This window comes from Herbaspirillum sp. C7C8, from assembly GCF_022627875.1.
In the GTDB taxonomy this organism is placed as follows: domain Bacteria; phylum Pseudomonadota; class Gammaproteobacteria; order Burkholderiales; family Burkholderiaceae_D; genus Herbaspirillum.
Genome location: NZ_JABXGG010000005.1, coordinates 217,781 through 237,017, shown reverse-complemented (window position 1 = coordinate 237,017; position 19,237 = coordinate 217,781). Strand labels below are relative to the sequence as shown.

The 19,237-nt window shown below is 62.0% G+C and carries 20 protein-coding genes; 2 read left to right on the top strand and 18 right to left on the bottom strand.

The genetic code is table 11. The features are described 5' to 3' along the window. Window positions 1–9: 9 nt before the first annotated feature. The gene (locus HWE01_RS08990) at window positions 10–264 is read right to left on the bottom strand and encodes a hypothetical protein (protein WP_241821592.1); all 255 of its coding nucleotides are present in this window, start codon (window positions 262–264) and stop codon (window positions 10–12) included. 100 nt (window positions 265–364) lie between these two features. Here HWE01_RS08990 and ppsR point away from each other — a divergent pair, with 100 nt between their 5' ends. After that, a complete protein-coding gene (ppsR, locus tag HWE01_RS08985; protein WP_034350275.1) occupies window positions 365–1,219 on the top strand; it encodes a posphoenolpyruvate synthetase regulatory kinase/phosphorylase PpsR in 855 nt (284 codons plus the stop codon). Here ppsR and HWE01_RS08980 read toward each other — a convergent pair. The 17 genes from HWE01_RS08980 to rpsB all read right to left on the bottom strand — a co-directional run bounded on the left by HWE01_RS08980 (window position 1,200) and on the right by rpsB (window position 17,938). Beyond that, window positions 1,200–1,694, bottom strand: a complete 495-nt coding sequence (locus HWE01_RS08980) for a DUF6314 family protein (protein ID WP_008328462.1) — start codon at window positions 1,692–1,694, stop codon at window positions 1,200–1,202. The two genes, ppsR and HWE01_RS08980, sit on opposite strands and share 20 nt — an antisense overlap. A 14-nt stretch (window positions 1,695–1,708) precedes the next feature. Then, window positions 1,709–2,506, bottom strand: a complete 798-nt coding sequence (locus HWE01_RS08975; RefSeq protein WP_241821567.1) for a TrmH family RNA methyltransferase — start codon at window positions 2,504–2,506, stop codon at window positions 1,709–1,711. Window positions 2,507–2,511: 5 nt separating this feature from the next. Further along, window positions 2,512–3,144, bottom strand: a complete 633-nt coding sequence (rnhB, locus tag HWE01_RS08970) for a ribonuclease HII (protein ID WP_008328460.1) — start codon at window positions 3,142–3,144, stop codon at window positions 2,512–2,514. A 68-nt stretch (window positions 3,145–3,212) separates the two neighbouring features. Continuing rightward, window positions 3,213–4,388, bottom strand: a complete 1,176-nt coding sequence (gene lpxB, locus HWE01_RS08965; RefSeq protein ID WP_175342519.1) for a lipid-A-disaccharide synthase — start codon at window positions 4,386–4,388, stop codon at window positions 3,213–3,215. After that, the gene (gene lpxA, locus HWE01_RS08960) at window positions 4,372–5,160 is read right to left on the bottom strand and encodes an acyl-ACP--UDP-N-acetylglucosamine O-acyltransferase (RefSeq protein WP_034350272.1); all 789 of its coding nucleotides are present in this window, start codon (window positions 5,158–5,160) and stop codon (window positions 4,372–4,374) included. Before lpxA ends, lpxB begins: the two co-directional genes overlap by 17 nt. Window positions 5,161–5,296: 136 nt before the next feature. Next, a complete protein-coding gene (gene fabZ / locus HWE01_RS08955) occupies window positions 5,297–5,761 on the bottom strand; it encodes a 3-hydroxyacyl-ACP dehydratase FabZ (RefSeq protein WP_006462531.1) in 465 nt (154 codons plus the stop codon). Continuing rightward, window positions 5,754–6,842, bottom strand: coding sequence for a UDP-3-O-(3-hydroxymyristoyl)glucosamine N-acyltransferase (gene lpxD / locus HWE01_RS08950; RefSeq protein WP_241821566.1), 1,089 nt, complete (start codon window positions 6,840–6,842; stop codon window positions 5,754–5,756). Before lpxD ends, fabZ begins: the two co-directional genes overlap by 8 nt. Window positions 6,843–6,971: 129 nt before the next feature. Beyond that, the gene (locus tag HWE01_RS08945; RefSeq protein ID WP_237713536.1) at window positions 6,972–7,481 is read right to left on the bottom strand and encodes an OmpH/Skp family outer membrane protein; all 510 of its coding nucleotides are present in this window, start codon (window positions 7,479–7,481) and stop codon (window positions 6,972–6,974) included. 45 nt (window positions 7,482–7,526) lie between these two features. Next, entirely contained in the window at window positions 7,527–9,908 is a 2,382-nt protein-coding gene (gene bamA / locus HWE01_RS08940; RefSeq protein ID WP_008328437.1) for an outer membrane protein assembly factor BamA, read from the bottom strand. Window positions 9,909–10,110: 202 nt separating this feature from the next. Next, window positions 10,111–11,484 (bottom strand): RIP metalloprotease RseP, encoded by a 1,374-nt coding sequence (gene rseP / locus HWE01_RS08935; protein ID WP_241821565.1) that lies wholly within the window; start codon window positions 11,482–11,484, stop codon window positions 10,111–10,113. Next, window positions 11,481–12,653 (bottom strand): 1-deoxy-D-xylulose-5-phosphate reductoisomerase, encoded by a 1,173-nt coding sequence (ispC, locus tag HWE01_RS08930; protein WP_008328433.1) that lies wholly within the window; start codon window positions 12,651–12,653, stop codon window positions 11,481–11,483. Before ispC ends, rseP begins: the two co-directional genes overlap by 4 nt. Before the next feature lie 26 nt (window positions 12,654–12,679). Continuing rightward, window positions 12,680–13,507 carry a phosphatidate cytidylyltransferase gene (locus HWE01_RS08925; protein WP_008328431.1) on the bottom strand — a complete coding sequence of 276 codons (828 nt, stop codon included), beginning with the start codon at window positions 13,505–13,507 and terminating at the stop codon, window positions 12,680–12,682. Next, window positions 13,507–14,265 (bottom strand): polyprenyl diphosphate synthase, encoded by a 759-nt coding sequence (gene uppS / locus HWE01_RS08920; RefSeq protein WP_008328429.1) that lies wholly within the window; start codon window positions 14,263–14,265, stop codon window positions 13,507–13,509. Before uppS ends, HWE01_RS08925 begins: the two co-directional genes overlap by 1 nt. 189 nt (window positions 14,266–14,454) lie before the next feature. Further along, window positions 14,455–15,015, bottom strand: a complete 561-nt coding sequence (frr, locus tag HWE01_RS08915; protein WP_008328427.1) for a ribosome recycling factor — start codon at window positions 15,013–15,015, stop codon at window positions 14,455–14,457. A 126-nt stretch (window positions 15,016–15,141) separates the two neighbouring features. Then, window positions 15,142–15,858, bottom strand: a complete 717-nt coding sequence (pyrH, locus tag HWE01_RS08910) for a UMP kinase (protein WP_008328425.1) — start codon at window positions 15,856–15,858, stop codon at window positions 15,142–15,144. Window positions 15,859–16,173: 315 nt separating this feature from the next. Continuing rightward, window positions 16,174–17,061, bottom strand: a complete 888-nt coding sequence (tsf, locus tag HWE01_RS08905; protein ID WP_008328423.1) for a translation elongation factor Ts — start codon at window positions 17,059–17,061, stop codon at window positions 16,174–16,176. 136 nt (window positions 17,062–17,197) lie between these two features. Then, window positions 17,198–17,938 (bottom strand): 30S ribosomal protein S2, encoded by a 741-nt coding sequence (rpsB, locus tag HWE01_RS08900; RefSeq protein WP_034350269.1) that lies wholly within the window; start codon window positions 17,936–17,938, stop codon window positions 17,198–17,200. Window positions 17,939–18,260: 322 nt separating this feature from the next. Here rpsB and map point away from each other — a divergent pair, with 322 nt between their 5' ends. Continuing rightward, the gene (gene map, locus HWE01_RS08895; protein WP_241821564.1) at window positions 18,261–19,085 is read left to right on the top strand and encodes a type I methionyl aminopeptidase; all 825 of its coding nucleotides are present in this window, start codon (window positions 18,261–18,263) and stop codon (window positions 19,083–19,085) included. Window positions 19,086–19,237: the final 152 nt, after the last annotated feature.

The window sequence follows — 19,237 nt, the reverse complement described above, 5'->3', positions numbered from 1 at the left end:
CGAAGATTTTCAAAGGAGGCTACGTATACCGCCCCCTGGGTGTTTGCTGCGTTGGACATGACTACCCCTAGCTTGATGATAAGAAATCTTCGCGGGCGCGGCATGGGTCGGTTTATTTTTGTTATTCTGCGACGGTTGCGGCAGCAGGTGCGGCATCGAGGACCAGCCCATGGACAGCATCAGGCGCGCAGCCGCACCGAGGACGTTTGCCAGTGCAAACATCATCAGGAACTCGGGCCAATTGCGCAGGTGCATGACGGTCATCAAGATGGGCTTCTCGAAAGTGTTGCCAAGCATTGTACCGCGTGAAATCATTTTTGTTCGTAGCACCTAATACTTTTTCTATTTTCCAAAAGACAACTAAATGCTCGACCCCATGCCGATCCCGCACCCTTCCCCCGTTCTGGCCGCCAACCGTACCGTGTTCTTCGTCTCCGACGGCACCGGCATCACGGCGGAGACCTTCGGGCATTCGGTGCTGAGCCAGTTCGAGCTGCGTTTCAAGCAGATCCGCCTGCCCTTCATCGATACCCTGGAAAAGGCCCACGACGCCACCCGCAAGATCAATGAAGCCTACGCGGTGGATGGCAAGCTGCCCATCGTCTTTTCTACGCTGGTGAAGTCGGAACTGTCCTCGGTGATCCGCCGCGCCAAGGCCATGCACATGGACCTGTTCCAGACCTTCGTGGAGCCGCTGGAGCAGGAACTGGAGATGAAGTCCACCCACACCATCGGCCGCAGCCACAACACCACCGATTCGGAGGAATACCGCAACCGCATCGAGGCCATCAATTTCTCGCTGGCGCACGATGACGGGCAATCCAACAAGAACCTGTCGGAAGCCGACGTGATCCTGGTGGGCGTGTCGCGCTCGGGCAAGACCCCGACCAGCCTGTACCTGGCCATGCAGTTCGGCATCAAATGCGCCAACTATCCGCTCATTCCGGAAGACTTCGAGCGCGAGAAGCTGCCCAGCGGCCTGGTGCTGCACAAGAAGAAGATTTTCGGGCTGACCATTGCGGCTGAACGCCTGTCGGAAGTGCGCAATGAGCGCCGCCCCGGCAGCAAGTACGCCTCGCTGGAGAATTGCCGCTATGAGATCAATGAGGCCGAGAAGATGATGCGGCGCGAAGGCATCCGCTGGATGTCCTCCACCACCAAGTCCATCGAGGAAATCGCCGCCACCATCCTGCAGGAGATCAAGCTGGAGACGCGCTGAGCGAAAATCGGCGTGAAAATTCAGTAAGCACGCGGGTGCGCTTCCTGGGGCCCTGGATGGACGTGTCCATGGTGAAGGAATTTTCACTATGGGCTGTATACGCCGCCGTATAGCAATCCGGGCCGCACAGGTGATCGGCGGCCGGCATGAGCGCCTGTCCTTGCAGCAGGTAGTCCTGGTAAGGCTGGCCGATGCGCTCGCCGTCGGCAAACAGCACTGCCAGGCGATCAGCGCTGAAGCGATAGTCAAAGACGCGGGTAAAGGGGATCAGGCGAGCCGGCGCGGCTACCATGCGCAACTGCCCCTGCTCGCGATAGATCAGCTGGCCGGGCAGCGCGCCCGTGGTGAAGCTCAATTCACCCGTGGCCGTCGCCTGGGGGGACGCGCTGCCCTCCCAGATGGTCCGGGTGAAGAGCCACTCGCCGCGGAAATAGTCGGCCATGGCGGCCATGTCCTTGGGCGGAAAGACAGCCATGGTCGGCACCGCCGTCAACGCCCGACGGTGCGCTGACGCAGTTGTTCGAACAGGCAGACGGCGGCGGCAGCAGCCACGTTGAGCGACTCCATCTGGCCCAGGTGCGGAATCACCACTTCATGCGTGGCCGCATCCTGCAAGGCCGGCGACACGCCCTGCCCTTCATGCCCCAGCAGCCAGGCGACCGGACCGGACAGGTCACAGTCATAGATGGTCTGGGCCGCATGCGAACTGGTGGCCAGCAAGGGGATGCGGCTGGCGGCGCACAGGGCCACCAGATCGGCATTCTCGAAGATATCCAGCACGAAGTGCGCGCCCATGCCGGCCCGCAAGACCTTGGGCGACCAGGCGGCCGCCGTACCCGGCGAACAAAACACCTGTTTCACGCCCGCAGCGGCCGCACTGCGCAGGATGGAGCCGAGATTGCCCGGATCCTGCAGGCCGTCCAGCAAGATGGCCGACTCCTTCAAGGACGTGGGGGCAGCAGGCTCCGGCGTCGTCACCAACAGCAGCAAGCCCACGCCGTTTTCCACCGTACTGATGGCGTCATAGAGCTTGTCGGCCAGCACCAGGCATTGCGCGCGCAATGCTTCACATTGCGTCAGAATGGGTGCCACTTCAGGGTGATACCGGGCACTCTCGGCCACCACACAGACCTGTGGCGCGCCGCGATGCTGCAACCAGGCTTGCGCCAGATGCACGCCATCCAGCAGGCTCTGGCCGGCACGGCGGCGGGCCTGGCTGCTGGTGGCCAGTTGCTTCAAGTCCTTGAAGACCGGATTGTCCTTGGAGGTGATCAGTTTCGTGCTCATCACGTTCACGCCATCCTTGCGGCCTGGCTCGACAGCAAGGCCCTGACCGGCGCGTAGGAACGACGATGCACCGGCGAGACGCCATGCAGGCGCAGCATCTCCAGGTGCAGCGGGGTGGGATAGCCCTTGTGGCGATCAAAACCGTAATGCGGATAAGTGTCATGCAAGACCATCAGCGCCGCATCGCGCGCCGTCTTGGCCAGGATGGAGGCGGCCGAGATGGCAGGCACCTTGTCGTCGCCCTTGACGATGGCTTCGCAGCGAATGCTCATGACCGGGCAGCGGTTGCCGTCGATCAGGGCCAGCGTGGGCGGCGTGGAGAGCGCTTCCACCGCGCGCCGCATGGCCAGCATGCTGGCGTGCAGGATGTTGAGTTCGTCGATCTCCTGCTCGTTGCAGGAGGCAATGGCCCAGGCCAGGGCCGATTCCTTGATTTCCAGCGCCAGGCTGTCGCGCGCGGCTTCGGAGAGCTTCTTGGAGTCGCGCAGGCCCTTGATCGGACGTGCCGGATCAAGGATCACGGCCGCCGCAAACACCGGCCCGGCCAGCGGACCGCGGCCGGCCTCATCGACCCCGCAGAGGATCTCGCCGGTATGGTCGTCAAACAAAGCCAGGGTCTGGGGGGCCGCCTTGGGCATAGCAAATTCCTTCATCAAACTCTCAAACGGATCGCCGCAGCGATCCTTCTTCCCGGTAGATCCGCCGATCAGCGGCGCCGCGCACCCATGACTTCACAGACCGCATTGGCGGCTTCCCGGCTGGTATCGCGCAACAGGGACTGATGTATATCGGCAAAACGCCGCACCAGGCGCTGCTGGTGTGCATGGTCTTCCAGCTGGTGCCACATGGCATCGGCCAGCGCCTGGGGCGTGGCCTGGTGCTGCAACAGTTCCGGCACCAGGAAATCGCGCGCCAGGATGTTGGGCAGGCCCACCCAGGGCTGGTAGGCCATGTGCCGCATGATCTGGTACGAGGCCCAGTTGACCTTGTAGGAGATCACCATCGGTTTCTTGTACAGCGCCACTTCCAGCGAGGCCGTACCGGAGGCCACCAGCACGGCGTCCGAAGCCTCCATGGCGCTGTGCGACTGGCCACGGATCACGCTGATGCCAAGATCTTCATATCCGCCCTGGCGAATCTGTTCTTCAAAAAAGGCCATCTGGCGCTCGCCCGCCATGGGCGTGACGAACTGCAATTGTGCATCACGCTGCCGCAACAACCGTGCTGCGGCGAGGAAACCTTCGCCATTCTGCTTCAGTTCGCTCATGCGGCTACCCGGCAGGATGGCCACCACCCTGCCCGGCCCGGTCAGGCCCAGACGCTGGCGTGCGCCCTCGGTATCGGGTTGCAGCGGGATCACCTCGGCCAGCGGGTGGCCCACATAGGTGACCGGGACGCCCGCCTGGCGATACAGGTTTTCCTCGAAGGGAAAGATCACCAGCATGTGCGACACGGCGCGCTGGATCTTTTTGATGCGCCAGCCGCGCCAGGCCCAGATCTGCGGGCCGATGAAGTGGATGGTCGGGATACCGGCCTTCTTGAGTTGCTCTTCCAGGCCCAGGTTGAAACCGGGGTAATCGACACCCACGAAGACGTCAGGCCGGTCCGCCAGCAGCTTGTCGCGCAGCGACTCCTGGATGCCCTTGATCTCGCGGTAACGCGGAATCACCTCGAACAGGCCACGCACGGTCAGCTTGTCCATCGGCCAGTCGCTGGCAAAACCCTGGGCCATCATGTGCTCGCCGCCAATGCCATGCAGGCGCACTTCCGGCAGGCGCTCGCGCACCCCGGCCAGCAGGCGGCTGCCCAGCAGGTCGCCCGAGCTTTCGCCGGCCACCAGTGCGATCGACTGGCGGCGCGTGATGTCAGCGGATGATGCCACGGGCCGAAGCCTCGATGAACTCGCGCAGCAGGCGGATGTGTTCGGCGCTGTGGGTGGATTTGGCTTCCATGTCCGCCAGTTGCTGCTTGGCTTCTTCCAGCGGCAGGCCGGCGCGGTAGATCACCTTGTAGGCGCGCTTGATCTCCATGATCTGCTCGCTGCTGAAGCCACGCCGCTTCAGGCCCTCGCTGTTGATGCCGGCCGGCACCGCACGGTTACCGGCGGCCGTCACGAAGGGCGGCACGTCCTGGCTCACGGCCGCCGTAAAGGCGGTCATGGCGTGGGCACCGATATGGCAGAACTGGTGCACGGTGGTGAAACCGCCCAGGAACACGTGGTCACCCAGATGCACGTGGCCGGCCAGGGTGGCATTGTTGGCCAGGATGATATGGCTGCCCAGCTGGCAATCATGCGCCAGGTGGACGTAGGCCATGATCCAGTTGTCGTTGCCGATGCGGGTGGCACCGGCATCCTGGACGGTGCCCCGGTTGAAGGTGACGAATTCGCGGATGGTGTTGCGGTCGCCGATCTCCATGGTGGTCGGCTCGCCTGCGTACTTCTTGTCCTGCGGGGCCGCGCCGATGGAGGCGAACTGGAAAATCTCATTGTCGCGGCCAATCGTGGTGTGGCCTTCGATGACCACGTGAGGACCGATGCGCGTGCCGGCACCGATGCGCACGTCAGGGCCGATGACGGCGTAGGCGCCGATCTCGACCGATTCGTCGATCTGCGCTCCGGGAGCGATCACTGCGCTGGGATGGATCTTGGACATGTCCTGTGCTTCGATGGGTTCACGAGTTGCACATCTTGCAATGAAGCAATCTGTACAATGAATCAGGCCCGGCGCGATCTTGCCGATCACCGCCGGGCCTGGCTTGATGCGTCAAGCCTTGCAGGGTGGCCTGTGGTCAGGCGCTCTGGCTGGCGTCGGCGGCGCTGCGCATGGTGCACATCAGGTCGCCTTCCACGGCCACCTGGCCGTCCACGGTGGCCACGGCGCGATATTTCCAGATGCCACGGGCACGGCGGGTGATTTCCACTTCCATCTTCAACTGGTCGCCCGGCTCCACCGGACGCTTGAAGCGGGCATTGTCGATGCCGACGAAGTAGACCACGGTATTTTCATCGGGCTTGCGGCCTTCGGTCAGGAAGGACAGCAGCGCAGCCGTCTGGGCCAGTGCCTCGATCATCAGCACGCCCGGCATCACCGGCTTGTGCGGGAAGTGGCCGTTGAAGAATTCTTCATTCACGGTCACGTTCTTGATCGCGGTGATCGTCTTGCCGCTCTCCCAGTTCAGCACGCGATCGACCAGCAGCAGCGGATAGCGGTGCGGCAGGTACTGTTTGATTTGATTGATGTCGAGGCTATTCATTCTCTTCTTGATTCTCTGAAAGCAGGGCTTGGCCTGCTTGTTCTTGTGTCAACGTCTTAAGCGATTTTTCCAACGCCCGGATTTTCTCACGCATCGTGCCCAGATTGCGCACCAATGCAGCGGATTTTTCCCAGTCGCGGTGTTCGGTGATGGGATAGAAGCCGGTGTACTGCCCCGGCTCCAGGATGGAACGCAAGGCCAGCGTACCGGCCGAGACGTGCACCTTGTCGACGATGGTGATGTGGCCGTGGATCATGGCCGCGCCGCCGATGGAGCAGTATTTGCCGATTTTCGCGCTGCCTGCGATACCGGCGCAGGCGGCAATGGCGGTGTGAGCACCGATGTGGCAGTTATGGGCGATCTGGATCTGGTTGTCGAGCTTGACACCCTCCTCGATCACGGTATCGGCCAGGGCGCCACGGTCGATGGTGGTATTGGCGCCGACTTCGACGTCGTCACCGATCATCACACGACCTACCTGGGGAATCTTGATCCATTGTCCGGCTTCATTGGCAAAGCCGAAGCCATCGGCCCCGATGACGGCACCCGAATGGACGATGCCGCGGGCACCAATCTCGCAGGCGTGATGCAGCGTGGCACGGGCGTGGAAATGGGTGTCCTCGCCCACCCGGGCATGGTGGCCGATGAAGCTGCCGGCGTCGATGCGGGCGCGGGCGCCGATGACGGCACCGGCCTCGATCACCACCAGCGGGCCGATCACGGCATCCGCAGCCACCTGCGCCGATGGATCGACCACGGCACTGGGGTGGATCCCCGCCGGTGCGCGCACTTCGGCCTCGGCCTGGAACAGCTGGGCGGCGCGGGCGAAATAGGCGTAGGGGTTGCGGGTGACGATACGGGCACCGGCGTAGCCCTGCACCTGGGCGTCGTCAGCCTCGGACAGGATCAGCGCCGCCGCCTGGGTCTGGTCGGCCTGCGCGCGGAACTTGGGATTGGAAAGGAAGGTGATGTGGCTGGCACCTGCGGCATCCAGCGGCGCGATGCCCTGGACGGCGATGGTCGCATCCCCCTTCAACTGGCCGCCCAGGCGCTCGACCAGTTGCTGCAGTCGAATACTCATCTTGGCTTTTCCGAATGATAGGTCTTGCTTGGCGTTACGGTAGAACAAAGGCCGCCATCATGGCAGCCCCTGAAGCGACGTGCGGGCGCCAGGGTGTCGCCACCCCGCGCCCGCACGGTATCACAGCGATTACTTGGCCAGTTCCTTCAGGACCTTGTCGGTGATGTCGATGCGCTTGGAAGCGTAGACGGCTTCCTGGAAGACGATGTCGTACTTCTCGGCATCGGCGATCTGGCGGATCACCTTGTTGGTGCGCTCCAGGACCACGGCCAGTTCCTCGTTGCGACGCTGGTTCAGGTCTTCGCGGAATTCACGTTGCTTGCGCTGGAATTCCTTGTCCAGGTCGGACAGGTCACGCTGGCGCTTGGCGCGGTCGGAGTCCGACAGCACGGCGGCATCCTTGTCCAGCTTGTCGGACTGGGCCTTCAGGCGCGCAGCCATGTCTTGCAGGTCGCGGTCACGCTTGGCGAACTCGGCTTCCAGCTTGGCCTGCGCTGCCTTGGCAGGGGCTGCCTCGCGGAAGATGCGCTCGGTGCTCACGAAAGCGATTTTGGAGCCTTCCTGCGCATGGGCGGGGGCAAAGCTCAACAGGCAGGCAGCCATCACGATGGTCTGCAGGGACAGGAACGATTTGGTCATGAACTTCAAGATTACTCTCCGTATTACGAATCAATGATGACCGCTTTAGAAGCCGGTACCCAGTTGGAACTGGAAGGTTTGAGACTTGTCACCCGTCTTCAGGTTCAATGGCTTGCCGAAGCTGAGCTTCAGCGGGCCGATCGGCGATACCCAGCTGATACCGACACCGGCCGAATAGCGCAGGTCGTTGAACTTGATGTTCTGGCCGTCGGCGAAGACGTTGCCGCCGTCAAAGAAGGTGAACCAGCGCAGCGTGCGGTCCTGGCCCGAGCCCGGGAACGGGAACTGCAATTCGGCGTTGCCGTACAGACGCGAGGCGCCACCCATGGAGTCGCCGTACTGGTCTTTCAGGCTACCCAGGGACGAAGCTTCATAGCCGCGGACGGTGCCGATACCGCCGGCATAGTAGTTCTTGAACACCGGATAGGGTTTACCGCCGATGCCACGACCATAGTCGACCTCGCCGTTCAAGGCCAGCGTGACGGCCTTGCTGAAGAACGGCTGGAAGTACTGGTGCTGGTAGCTGGCGCGGTAGTACTTCAGCGAACCCAGATAGGAAACTTCCAGGTTGGCTCGCTGGTAGCGACCCGTGGTCGGCACCAGGGCCGAGTCACGACCGTCACGCTGCCAGGCGACGGTCAGCGGGATGCTGGTGGTACGGGCGCTGCCGATGCCGCAGGTAGCCGTCGAGGAAACGTCGGTCACGTCGCAACCGGCACCGCCGGCACCGCCGAAGTCACGCACATACTGGCGATACAGCGAGGGGCTGGTGCTGTCGGTGCTGACCTGGGTATTTTCCAGGCCGATACCAAAGAACACGCGGTCCAGTTCGGAGAACGGCACGCCGAACTTGATGCTGCCACCCAGCGTCTTGACGCGGTAGTCACCGGTCGCGTAGACCGAGGGACGAATCGTGCGCAGGTAGACTTCGTAGGTGCGGCTGATGCCGTCATCGGTGAAGTAGGGATTGGTGGTCGACACCGAGATCGTGCGATAGCGCGAGCTGGTGTTGATGTCGATCCCGACGGTATTGCCGCTGCCGAAGGCGTTTTCCTGCGAGATCGAGCCGGTCAGGCTGAGCTTGTCCGATTGCGAGAAGCCGGCACCGACCATGATGTTGCCGGTCGGCTTTTCCTCGACCTTCATGTTCACATCGACCTGGTCGCTGGTGCCCGGCACTTCCGGCGTATCGATGGTGACTTCCTTGAAGTAGCCCAGACGGTCCACACGGTCGCGCGAGAGCTTGATCTTCTCGCCGTCATACCAGGAATCCTCGAACTGGCGGAATTCGCGGCGGATCACTTCATCGCGGGTCTTGGTGTTGCCGGCAATGTTGACGTGACGCACGTAGACGCGCTTGCCCGGATCGACCATGATGGTGAAGGCGACTTGCTTCTTCTCGCGGTCCACATTGGGATTGGCGTTGACGTTGGCGAAGGCGTAACCGAAGTTGCCCAGACGTTCGCCGATCTTCTTGGTGCTCTCGGTGAGCTTGGCGCCGGAATAGACGTCGCCCTTCTTCAGCTGCACCAGCTTGGCCAGTTCCGGCTCCATGCCGAACATCTCGCCTTCCAGCTTGATGTCGGAGACGGTGTACTTCTCGCCTTCCTTGATGTTGACCGTGATGTAGATGTCTTTCTTGTCGGGCGTGATCGACACCTGGGTCGATTCGACCTGCATTTCCAGATAGCCACGGTCCAGGTAGTAGGAGCGCAGGGTTTCGATGTCGCCCTGCAGCTTTTCCTTGGAGTACTGGTCGGCCTTGGTGTACCAGGTGAACCAGCCCGGCGTGGTCAGCTTGATCTGGTCACGCAGGGTGCTGTCGGAGAAGACCTTGTTGCCGACGAAGTTGATCTGCTTGATGCGGGAGACTTCACCCTCGTCCACCGAGAAGGTGATGGCCACGCGATTGCGCTCCACCGGAGTGACGGTGGTGGTGACCTTGGCGCCATACAGGCCGCGCGAGAGGTACTGACGCTTGAGTTCCTGTTCGGCGCGATCGACCTGCGAACGGTCAAAGATGCGCGACTCGGCCACGCCGATTTCCTTCAGGGCCTTGGTCAGCTGCTCCTTGTCGAATTCCTTGATGCCGGAGAAGTCAACGCTGGCGATGGCCGGACGCTCGACCACCTGCACCACCAGCACGTCGCCTTCGGCCTCGATGCGCACGTCGCGGAAGAAACCGGTGGCATACAGCGCCTTGATGGCGGCCGTGGCCTTTTCATCATTGAAGGTATCGCCCACGCGCACCGGCAGGTAGCTGAAGACGGTGCCGGCCTCGGTACGCTGAATGCCTTCGACGCGGATATCCTTGACCACGAACGGCGTGATGGCCATGGCCTGGCTGGAGCACAGGGCAAAGGCGGCAGCGGCAATCAGGCGACGGGAGAGAGTCGGAATGGGATGTTGCGCAGGGTGTAATTTCATCTATCGTTCATCTACAGTTTTTCGCCGCGGCACTGCCTGACATGATGCTGGTAAGCAATTGAAAACGGATTCCTGATCCATTGCCAATTGCTTAACAACTGCCATCGGGGTTGGCCGGCAAATGTAAAAAATCCGGTCTTTCTCGCTGCCCTGCCGTCATTCGATTGCTCGACTGCACGGCGGGGGCGGCATCAGGCCGGATTCATCCTTGGAACATCAGTCGCACGATATCGTTGAATGCGGCAACGAGCATCAGCGCCATCAGTAATCCCAGGCCGGCGCGCTGCGCGATTTCCCCAAACCGCTCGGAAACGGGCCGCCCTGTCAAAATCTCCAGCGCATAATACAGCAAATGACCGCCGTCTAAAACCGGGATTGGCAACAGATTCATCACCCCCAGGCTGATACTGATGAAGGCCAGGAAACTCAGGTAGCTCACCAGACCCACGCGGGCGGTCTGTCCGGCATAGTCGGCAATGGTGATGGGGCCGGTGATGTTCTTCAGCGAGACCTGGCCGATGACCATCTTGCCGATCATCTTGATGGTCATCACGCTGGTATCCCAGGTACGCCGGGCGCCCTTGGCCACCGCCGTCAGCGGCCCGTCACTGATGGTCGCCATCTCGGGTGCCAGCGGTATTTCAACCTTGATGCGACCGATGCGCTTGCCGCTCTGGGCCTCTTCCACCGTGTCCGGGGTGACCCGCACCTCAAGCGCTGCGCTACCGCGCAGTCCCTGCAACAGCAATGGCTTGCCGGCGGACTCGCGGATCTTTTCCACGAAGGCCAGACCATCCTGTACCGGCATGCCATCGATGGCCGTGATGCGGTCGCCGCTTTGCAGACCCGCCGCCTTGGCCGGGCCCTCCATGATCTTGCCCAGCACGGCGGGTGGACGTGCCAGTGCCAGGCCCAGCTTGGCCAGGAAGTCGCCTTCCAGGTCATTGCTGTCGATGCCGCCCAGGCGCAGGGTGACGGTGTCGAGCAGCTTGCCGCTGCCGTCGCGATTGGGGCGCTCGACGTCGATGCGGGCGTCGGCCTTTTCCAGCACCAGCTGCATCAGTTTCCAGCGCACCTCTGACCATACCTGCACCGGCGCACCATTGATGGCGGTGATGCGGTCACCTGCCCGCAGGCCGGCCTGGTAGGCTGCCGTCTGTTCGGCCGCCGCGCGCAGTACGGGCACCGGCTCCGGCACGCCGTGCATGTAAAGACCTGCAAACAGGACAATGGCCAGCAGGAAATTGGCGATCGGACCGGCGGCCACGATGGCGATGCGACGCCAGACGGATTGGCGGGTGAATTCGCGCTTGAGATCGGCTTCCGGGATGTCTTCCAGCGGCTGCTCGCGAGCATCCAGCATCTTCACATAGCCGCCCAGCGGCAGGATGGAGATGGCCCACTCGGTCTGGTCGCGACCGAGGCGGCGGGACCAGATCACCCGGCCCATGCCGACCGAAAAGCGCAACACCTTCACACCACACCATCGCGCCACCAGGTAATGCCCCAGCTCATGGACCACCACCAGGGTGCCCAGGGCCACGAAGAAAGCGATCAGGGTATGCAGCAGGGTCATCGTGAAATCAGGGCGCAGGCAAGGTCACGCGCCTGCCGGTCCTGATCCAGCAGGGCCGTGATGTCGTCGGCTTGCCGGTTGGGAATGGCGGACATGACCTCTTGGATCAGGGGGGCGATCTTCCCGAAGCCGATGCGGCGATCGAGGAAGGCTTGCACGGCGACTTCGTTGGCGGCGTTGAGGATGGCCGCCAGCGTACCACCGGCTCGCAGGGCATCATACGCCAGTTTCAGGCAGGGGAAGCGCTGATAGTCCGGCGCAAGGAAGGACAATTGGGCAATCTGCGCCAGTTCCAGCGGCGCCACGCCCGAGGCGATACGCTCCGGATAGGCCAGCGCATTGGCGATGGGCGTGCGCATGTCGGGATTGCCCAGTTGCGCCAACACCGAGCCATCGGCATAGGAGACCATGGAATGGATGACGCTCTGCGGGTGAATGACCACCTCGATCTTCTCGGCCGGCGCCCCGAAGAGCCAGTGCGCCTCGATGACTTCCAGGCCCTTGTTCATCATGGTGGCCGAATCCACCGAGATCTTGCGCCCCATCACCCACTTGGGATGGGCCACCGCCTCCTCTACCGTGACCTGGTCCAGCGTATTCACGTCGCGCTGCAGGAACGGGCCGCCGGAAGCCGTCAACAGGATCTTCTCGACCCCGTGCGCCGCCATCGAGCGGGTATAGCCCGCAGGCAGGCACTGGAAGATGGCGTTGTGCTCGCTGTCGATAGGCAGCAGGCTGGCGCCATGGGCCTGTACCGCATCCATGAGCAGCTGGCCGGAGATGACCAGCGCCTCCTTGTTGGCCAGCAGGATCTTCTTGCCGGCACGCGCCGCAGCCAGGGTAGAGGCCAGCCCGGCGGCACCGACGATGGCCGCCATGACCATGTCGCAGCCGTCGGCCGCGGCGATATCGCACAGTGCCTGTGGGCCGTGCAGCACCTCGGTGGACAGGTCGGCGGCACGCAGCAGGGCCTGCAATTGGGCTGCCGCATCGGCCGAGCCGACCACCGCCACTTGCGGACGGAAACGCCGGCACTGCTCTGCCAGCTCGGCCACCCGGGAGTGGGCGCTCAACGCAAAGACGCGATATCGGTCGGGATGACGGGCCACCACGTCCAGCGTGGATACGCCGATGGAGCCGGTAGCGCCGAGAATGCTGATGGACTGCATGGAATTTCCAGGAGGAAAGTGGCGGCTCAGGCAGCCGCCAGCCACAGATCGACCAACGCTGCCAGCGGCAGCACCGGGATGAGCGCATCGATACGGTCGAGCACACCGCCATGGCCGGGCAGCAGGTTGCTGCTGTCCTTCATGCCGGCGCGGCGCTTGAGCTGCGACTCGAACAGGTCGCCGACCACGCTGGCGGCCACCATGAGGCTCAACACACCGACAAAGCCGCCCCAGCCCCAGCGATTGAAGAGCTGATACTGGAAGGTCTCGCCCCCGCCCATGGACATGGCCACCGCCGCCGAGATCACCAGCACGGCCAGCCAGCCGCCGATGGCACCTTCCCAGGACTTGCCCGGGGAAATGGTGGGCGCCAGCTTGTGGCGGCCGAACCCCTTGCCCGAGAAATAGGCGCCGATATCGGCCACCCACACCACCGCCATCACCGAGAGCAGATACAGCGGCGAATGCTGGAACAGGTCCACGATGGCCACGAAGCAACCGAGGATGGACAGCATGTAGGTAGCGTTGAGCAGACGATTGCTGAAGGCCTCGATCCCGGGCAGCCCCAGCCCCAATGCCGGTACGAAGCGCAAGACCCACAACAGGACGCACAACACGTACAGGGCGCGCACGCTGGGCAGGCCCGAGAAGAACAGGATCACGCTGAAGACCAGCGTCCATACGGCCGCCCACAGGGTCGGCCGCGGGCTCTTGAAGAGTCGGAAGCATTCCCACGAACCGGCGGCAAAAAATACCAGCACCGCCATGGCAAAGGCCGGGAAATAAGCGAAATACAGGATCGGCAACAGGATTGCCAGCAGGATCAACGCCGTGATGACACGCGTCTTGAGCATCAGGAAACCTTTTTCTGGTCCAGCACCTGGGCGCTGGTGCGCCCGAAGCGGCGCTCGCGTTGTTGATAGGAACCGATCGCCTGGTCCAGCGCCTTGGCATCGAAATCAGGCCAGAAAGTCTCGGTGAAATACAGCTCGCTATAGGCCAGCTGCCACAACAGGAAATTGGAGATACGCTGCTCGCCGCCGGTGCGGATGAACAGGTCAGGCTCGGGAGCGTAGGCCATGGCCAGGTAAGGGGCCAGCTCTTCTTCGGTGTAGTCAGTCGCGCCCGGCTTGTCCTTGACCATCCTGGAGACAGCCTGCATCACATCCCAGCGGCCGCCATAGTTGGCACACACGGTCAGCGTCAGGCGGCTGTTGGCGGCGGTCTGGGCTTCGGCCTTGGCCGCCATTTCCTGCAGTTTGGGATCGAAACGGCTCATATCGCCGACGATGCGCAGGCGGATGCCATTGTTGGCCATCTTGCCCACTTCGCGCTCCAGCACCGTCATGAACAGACGCATCAGGACCGACACTTCGTCGGCAGGACGGCGCCAGTTCTCGGAGCTGAAGGCAAACAGGGTGAGAAATTCGATACCGCGCTCGGCGGCGGCCTCGACGATGGAGCGCACCGCGTCCACCCCCTTGGCATGGCCCGCCACACGCGGCAGGAAACGTTTGGTCGCCCAACGACCATTGCCGTCCATGATGATGGCAACATGGCGCGGTACCGCGGAGGTCTCCGGAACCGCCAGAGTTGAGCTTTGATGCTTCATGTAAATGATTTATTGCTTTTCCGTGCAAGGGAGGGAAGCGACTCATGGTAATGGGGCGGGGCCGCTTTGACAAACCGGCCAGTTCTGCCCCTACCGCCTTCCCCGCTCCCCGCCTGCACTTTTTCTGTCTTCGACTGGTCGTGCAGCGCGGTCGCCAGAGCAGCCGCGCGTAGGCCCTGCAAGGACGGCTTACACCGTCATGACTTCCTTTTCCTTCTCGGAGACCATCTTGTCGATGTCGGCGACGAACTTGTCGGTCAGCTTCTGGATCTCGTCCTGGCCGCGACGCTCTTCGTCTTCCGAGGCGATCTTGTCCTTGACCAGCTTCTTCAGACCTTCGTTGCCTTCGCGGCGGATGTTGCGCACGGCGATCTTGGCATCTTCGGCTTCGCTCTTGACCAGCTTGACCATTTCCTTGCGGCGTTCTTCGGTCAGCGCGGGCATCGGCACGCGGATCAGGTCGCCGTGGGTGGCCGGATTGAGGCCCAGGTCGGCTTCGCGGATGGCCTTTTCGATGACGGCGGCCATCTTCTTCTCGAAGGGCTGCACACCGATGGTGCGGGCATCGATCAGGGTCAGGTTGGCGACCTGCGACAGGCCGGTCGGCGAACCATAGTATTCGACCATGACCTGGTCCAGCAGGCCGGTGTGGGCACGGCCGGTACGGACCTTGGCCAGGTTGGCCTTCAGGGTTTCGATGGACTTGGCCATCTTCTGCTCGGTATTTTTCTTGACGTCAGCGACACTCATGCTGCTCTCCTAACTTTGGTGCAATAACTTGGCTTGTCTTGATGGCAAATGCCTGAAAGACGGGCATTGTAAACGGGAATCCCGGCCTGCGGCCGGTTTCTGCACTGCAATATCGTTCAGATATGATCAGACGTGGACCAGGGTCCCTTCGTCGTCACCCATGACCACGCTCTTCAACGCACCCGGCTTGACGATGGAAAACACCTTGATCGGCAGCTTCTGGTCACGGCACAGCGCAAAGGCGGTCGCATCCATCACCTGCAGGTGCTTGGCGATGGCTTCGTCGAAGGAAATCGACTGGTAGCGGGTTGCTGTCGGGTCCTTCTTGGGGTCGGCGGTGTAGACGCCATCGACCTTGGTGGCCTTCAGCACGATCTGGGCACCGATTTCCGAACCACGCAGGGCGGCCGCGGTGTCGGTGGTGAAGAAGGGGTTGCCGGTACCGGCGGCGAAGACCACGATCTTGCCTTCTTCCAGGTATTGCAGCGCCTTGGGGCGCACGTAGGGCTCGACCACCTGCTCGATGCCGATGGCCGACATCACGCGGGCCGTCAGGCCGGCCTGGCGCATAGCATCGGCCAGGGCCAGCGAGTTCATGACGGTGGCCAGCATGCCCATGTAGTCGGCGGTCGCACGATCCATGCCCTGGGCGCCCGGCGCCACGCCGCGGAAGATGTTGCCGCCACCGATCACGATGGCCAGTTCCACGCCCAGTTTGCTGATTTCTGCTACATCCGCGACCATGCGTTCGATGGTCGCGCGATTGATACCGTAGGCGTCGTCGCCCATGAGTGCTTCGCCGGAGAGTTTGAGGAGTACGCGCTTGTAAGCTGGTGTTGTCATTGCAGGGCTCCGTGTTCTTTCCGAGGTTGAATTACGTATTGACGCGCCGGCACTCGCTGTAGCCCGACGAAATGGCGCATTTTCGTCATCAGGGATCGTCCGAACGCATGAGGGGATTGTGCTGCTGCGCCTTGATGTACTGCCTGTATTGCCTTTATTGCTGCTTGCTGCTGGTACTGCAGCTTCCGCCTGCCTTGCCCTGCCCTCATCAACGCCAGCCAATTGCTGACCCTGACTGTAGATGCAGGCGGCCGCGAAAGTTCCCGGTGGCCGGCTTAAAAAAACGGGCCTCTCGGCCCGTTTTTCCTGCGACGCTTACTGAGCTTGTTTCGCTGCAGCCACTTGCGCTGCGACTTCAGCTGCGAAGTCGTCCTGCTTCTTCTCGATGCCTTCGCCGACCACGTACATGGCGAACGACTTGACGGTGGTATTGGCCGCCTTCAACATCTGTTCGACGCTTTGCTTGTCGTTCTTCACGAAAGCCTGGTTGAACAGCGACACTTCCTTCAGGTACTTCTGCACCGAACCGTCCACCATCTTGGCGACGATATCAGCGGGCTTGCCGGATTCGGCAGCCTTCAGGGCCGCGACCGAGCGTTCCTTCTCGATCAGGTCAGCCGGCACTTGCTCGGCCGACAGAGCGACCGGCTTCATGGCGGCGATGTGCATGGCCACGTCCTTGCCGACCTGCTCTTCGGCGCCGTCGAACTCGACGATCACGCCGATGCGGGTGCCGTGCAGGTAGGAAGCCAGCTTGCCGGTGGTTTCGAAACGCTGGAAGCGACGGAACGACATGTTCTCGCCGATGCGGCCGATCAGTTCGGTGCGCAGTTCTTCCAGGGTCTTGCCGTCGGCCAGCTTGCAGGCGCCCAGGGCAGCCACGTCAGCCGGGTTCTGCTCGACCACCAGCTTGGCAGCGGCTTCGACCAGACCGATGAACTCGTCGTTCTTGGTCACGAAGTCGGTTTCGCAGTTCACTTCGACCAGCGCGCCGACCTTGCCAGCGATGTAGGTCGAGATCACGCCTTCTGCGGTGATGCGGGAAGATGCCTTGGAAGCCTTGCTGCCCAGCTTGACGCGCAGAATCTCTTCGGCCTTGGCCATGTCGCCATCGGCTTCGGTCAGCGCCTTCTTGCATTCCATCATCGGCGCGTCGGTCTTCGCACGCAGATCGCCCACCATTGCTGCGGTAATTGCCGCCATACTTTTCTCCTGACTTGGAGGCATCCCGCATTTGCGGCATGCCTGAAACTCGAAAATTGAATCAAAAAAAAGGGGCCACTGCGTCACTACCCGCTGTCACCCCTTTTTGGACTACCGTACTACCGGAAGAGCAGAATCAAGCCTGCTCGACCTCGACGAATTCATCGCCCTTGACTGCTTCGACAACGTCGTTGACGGCGTTGGCGCGGCCTTCCAGCACGGCGTCAGCCATGCCGCGAGCGTACAGAGCGATCGCCTTGGCGGAGTCGTCGTTGCCCGGGATCACGTAGGTGACGCCTTCGGGCGAGTGGTTGGTATCGACCACGCCGATGACCGGAATGCCCAGCTTGGCGGCTTCGGTGATGGCGCCCTTGTGGTAGCCGACGTCGATGACGAAGATGGCGTCAGGAATGCCGCCCATGTCCTTGATGCCGCCGATGGCCTTCTGCAGCTTTTCTTGCTCGCGGCTGAACAGCAGGGCTTCCTTCTTGGACAGCTTCTCGACCGAACCGTCTTCCATGGCAGCTTCCATGTCCTTCAGACGCTTGATGGAGGTCTTGATGGTCTTGAAGTTGGTCAGCATGCCGCCCAGCCAGCGCTGGTCAACGTAGGGCACGCCAGCGCGTTGCGCTTCAGCGGCCAGAATGTCGCGAGCTTGACGCTTGGTGCCGACGAACAGGATGGTGCCGCGATTGGCCGACAGCTGGCGCACGTACTTGACGGCTTCCTGGTACATGCCCAGGGTCTTTTCCAGGTTGACGATGTGAATCTTGTTGCGATGGCCGAAAATGAAGGGGGCCATCTTGGGGTTCCAGAAGCGGGTTTGGTGACCGAAGTGGACACCGGCTTCCAGCATTTCGCGCATGGTAACGGACATGAATTTCTCCAGGGTTAGGTCTGGAATCCGCTCGGTCATCCGGCTCATGCAGCCGGACACCCTTTTAGCGAACGGATTCGCGTTTCAAAAGATTTTTACGACAGTTTTTACAACATTTATTGTCAAAGCCACATGAAGAATCATTCCGCACATCACATTCGACAACCAATCCGTGGTTTCAGATCAGCCCGGCATTCTACTCGACCCTGCCCTTTTGTTCAAGTAGCACATGAAGCCAGGTCGCCCCGAGCGCACAAAACAGAAACCACCCCCGTCGTCTATAATCCTGATTTGACGATTTTCTAGCGAATTGCGATTCATCATGGGCAACATCACCATCAAGACCGCCGAAGACATCGAAGGCATGCGCGTGGCCGGCCGGCTGGCCGCCGAGGTGCTGGACTACATCACCCCCTTCGTGAAACCGGGCGTGACCACCGGCGAGATCGACCGCCTCTGCCACGAGTACATGACCAACGTGCAAGGCAGCATCCCGGCCCCGCTGAACTACTGTCCGCCGGGCTACACGCCCTACCCCAAGGCGATCTGCACGTCCCTCAACGACGTGATCTGCCATGGCATCCCGGGCGACAAGGTGATGAAGAACGGTGACGTGCTCAACATCGACGTCACCATCATCAAGGATGGTTACCACGGCGACACCAGCCGCATGTTCTTCCTGGGCGAACCCTCCATCCTGGCGCGCCGCCTGACCGAAATCACGTATGAGTGCATGTGGCTGGGTATCTCCAAGATCAAGCCCGGCGCCCACCTGGGCGACATCGGCCATGTCATCCAGCAGCATGCCGAAAAGGCCGGCTACAGCGTGGTGCGCGAATTCTGCGGCCACGGTATCGGCAAGGTCTTCCATGAAGAGCCGCAGGTGCTGCACTACGGTCGCCCCGGCACGCTGGAAAAGCTGGAAGCCGGCATGATCTTCACGGTCGAACCGATGATCAACGCCGGCCGCCGTGAAATCCGCGAAATGGGCGATGGCTGGACCATCAAGACCAAGGATCGCAGCCTGTCGGCCCAGTGGGAACACACCGTGCTGGTCACCGAGACCGGTTTCGAGGTGCTGACGGTGTCGCCCGGCATGCCGGCGCCGCCCGCCTTCATCCGGAACCAGGTCGCCACCCCGGCGTGATCCTGGCCGCCGGAACCATGTGCCCATCCACGCTGCGCACAGTTTCCGGCACGAAACCTGCTTGGGGCCCGAAGCCGCATGGGGATGCGGCTTCGTTCACGTTTGGCGCCGCCCCGCCGCCTTGCCAGCACTGATTGTCTGATTGCCTACCA

Bases quoted from the DNA above. Each gene is read 5' to 3' on its own strand.
- HWE01_RS08990 (WP_241821592.1), bottom strand. From the start codon at position 264: ATGACCGTCATGCACCTGCGCAATTGGCCCGAGTTCCTGATGATGTTT.
- ppsR (WP_034350275.1), top strand. From the start codon at position 365: ATGCTCGACCCCATGCCGATCCCGCACCCTTCCCCCGTTCTGGCCGCC.
- HWE01_RS08980 (WP_008328462.1), bottom strand. From the start codon at position 1,694: ATGGCTGTCTTTCCGCCCAAGGACATGGCCGCCATGGCCGACTATTTC.
- HWE01_RS08975 (WP_241821567.1), bottom strand. From the start codon at position 2,506: ATGAGCACGAAACTGATCACCTCCAAGGACAATCCGGTCTTCAAGGAC.
- rnhB (WP_008328460.1), bottom strand. From the start codon at position 3,144: ATGCCCAAGGCGGCCCCCCAGACCCTGGCTTTGTTTGACGACCATACC.
- lpxA (WP_034350272.1), bottom strand. From the start codon at position 5,160: ATGTCCAAGATCCATCCCAGCGCAGTGATCGCTCCCGGAGCGCAGATC.
- fabZ (WP_006462531.1), bottom strand. From the start codon at position 5,761: ATGAATAGCCTCGACATCAATCAAATCAAACAGTACCTGCCGCACCGC.
- lpxD (WP_241821566.1), bottom strand. From the start codon at position 6,842: ATGAGTATTCGACTGCAGCAACTGGTCGAGCGCCTGGGCGGCCAGTTG.
- HWE01_RS08945 (WP_237713536.1), bottom strand. From the start codon at position 7,481: ATGACCAAATCGTTCCTGTCCCTGCAGACCATCGTGATGGCTGCCTGC.
- bamA (WP_008328437.1), bottom strand. From the start codon at position 9,908: ATGAAATTACACCCTGCGCAACATCCCATTCCGACTCTCTCCCGTCGC.
- rseP (WP_241821565.1), bottom strand. From the start codon at position 11,484: ATGACCCTGCTGCATACCCTGATCGCTTTCTTCGTGGCCCTGGGCACC.
- ispC (WP_008328433.1), bottom strand. From the start codon at position 12,653: ATGCAGTCCATCAGCATTCTCGGCGCTACCGGCTCCATCGGCGTATCC.
- HWE01_RS08925 (WP_008328431.1), bottom strand. From the start codon at position 13,507: ATGCTCAAGACGCGTGTCATCACGGCGTTGATCCTGCTGGCAATCCTG.
- uppS (WP_008328429.1), bottom strand. From the start codon at position 14,265: ATGAAGCATCAAAGCTCAACTCTGGCGGTTCCGGAGACCTCCGCGGTA.
- frr (WP_008328427.1), bottom strand. From the start codon at position 15,015: ATGAGTGTCGCTGACGTCAAGAAAAATACCGAGCAGAAGATGGCCAAG.
- pyrH (WP_008328425.1), bottom strand. From the start codon at position 15,858: ATGACAACACCAGCTTACAAGCGCGTACTCCTCAAACTCTCCGGCGAA.
- tsf (WP_008328423.1), bottom strand. From the start codon at position 17,061: ATGGCGGCAATTACCGCAGCAATGGTGGGCGATCTGCGTGCGAAGACC.
- rpsB (WP_034350269.1), bottom strand. From the start codon at position 17,938: ATGTCCGTTACCATGCGCGAAATGCTGGAAGCCGGTGTCCACTTCGGT.
- map (WP_241821564.1), top strand. From the start codon at position 18,261: ATGGGCAACATCACCATCAAGACCGCCGAAGACATCGAAGGCATGCGC.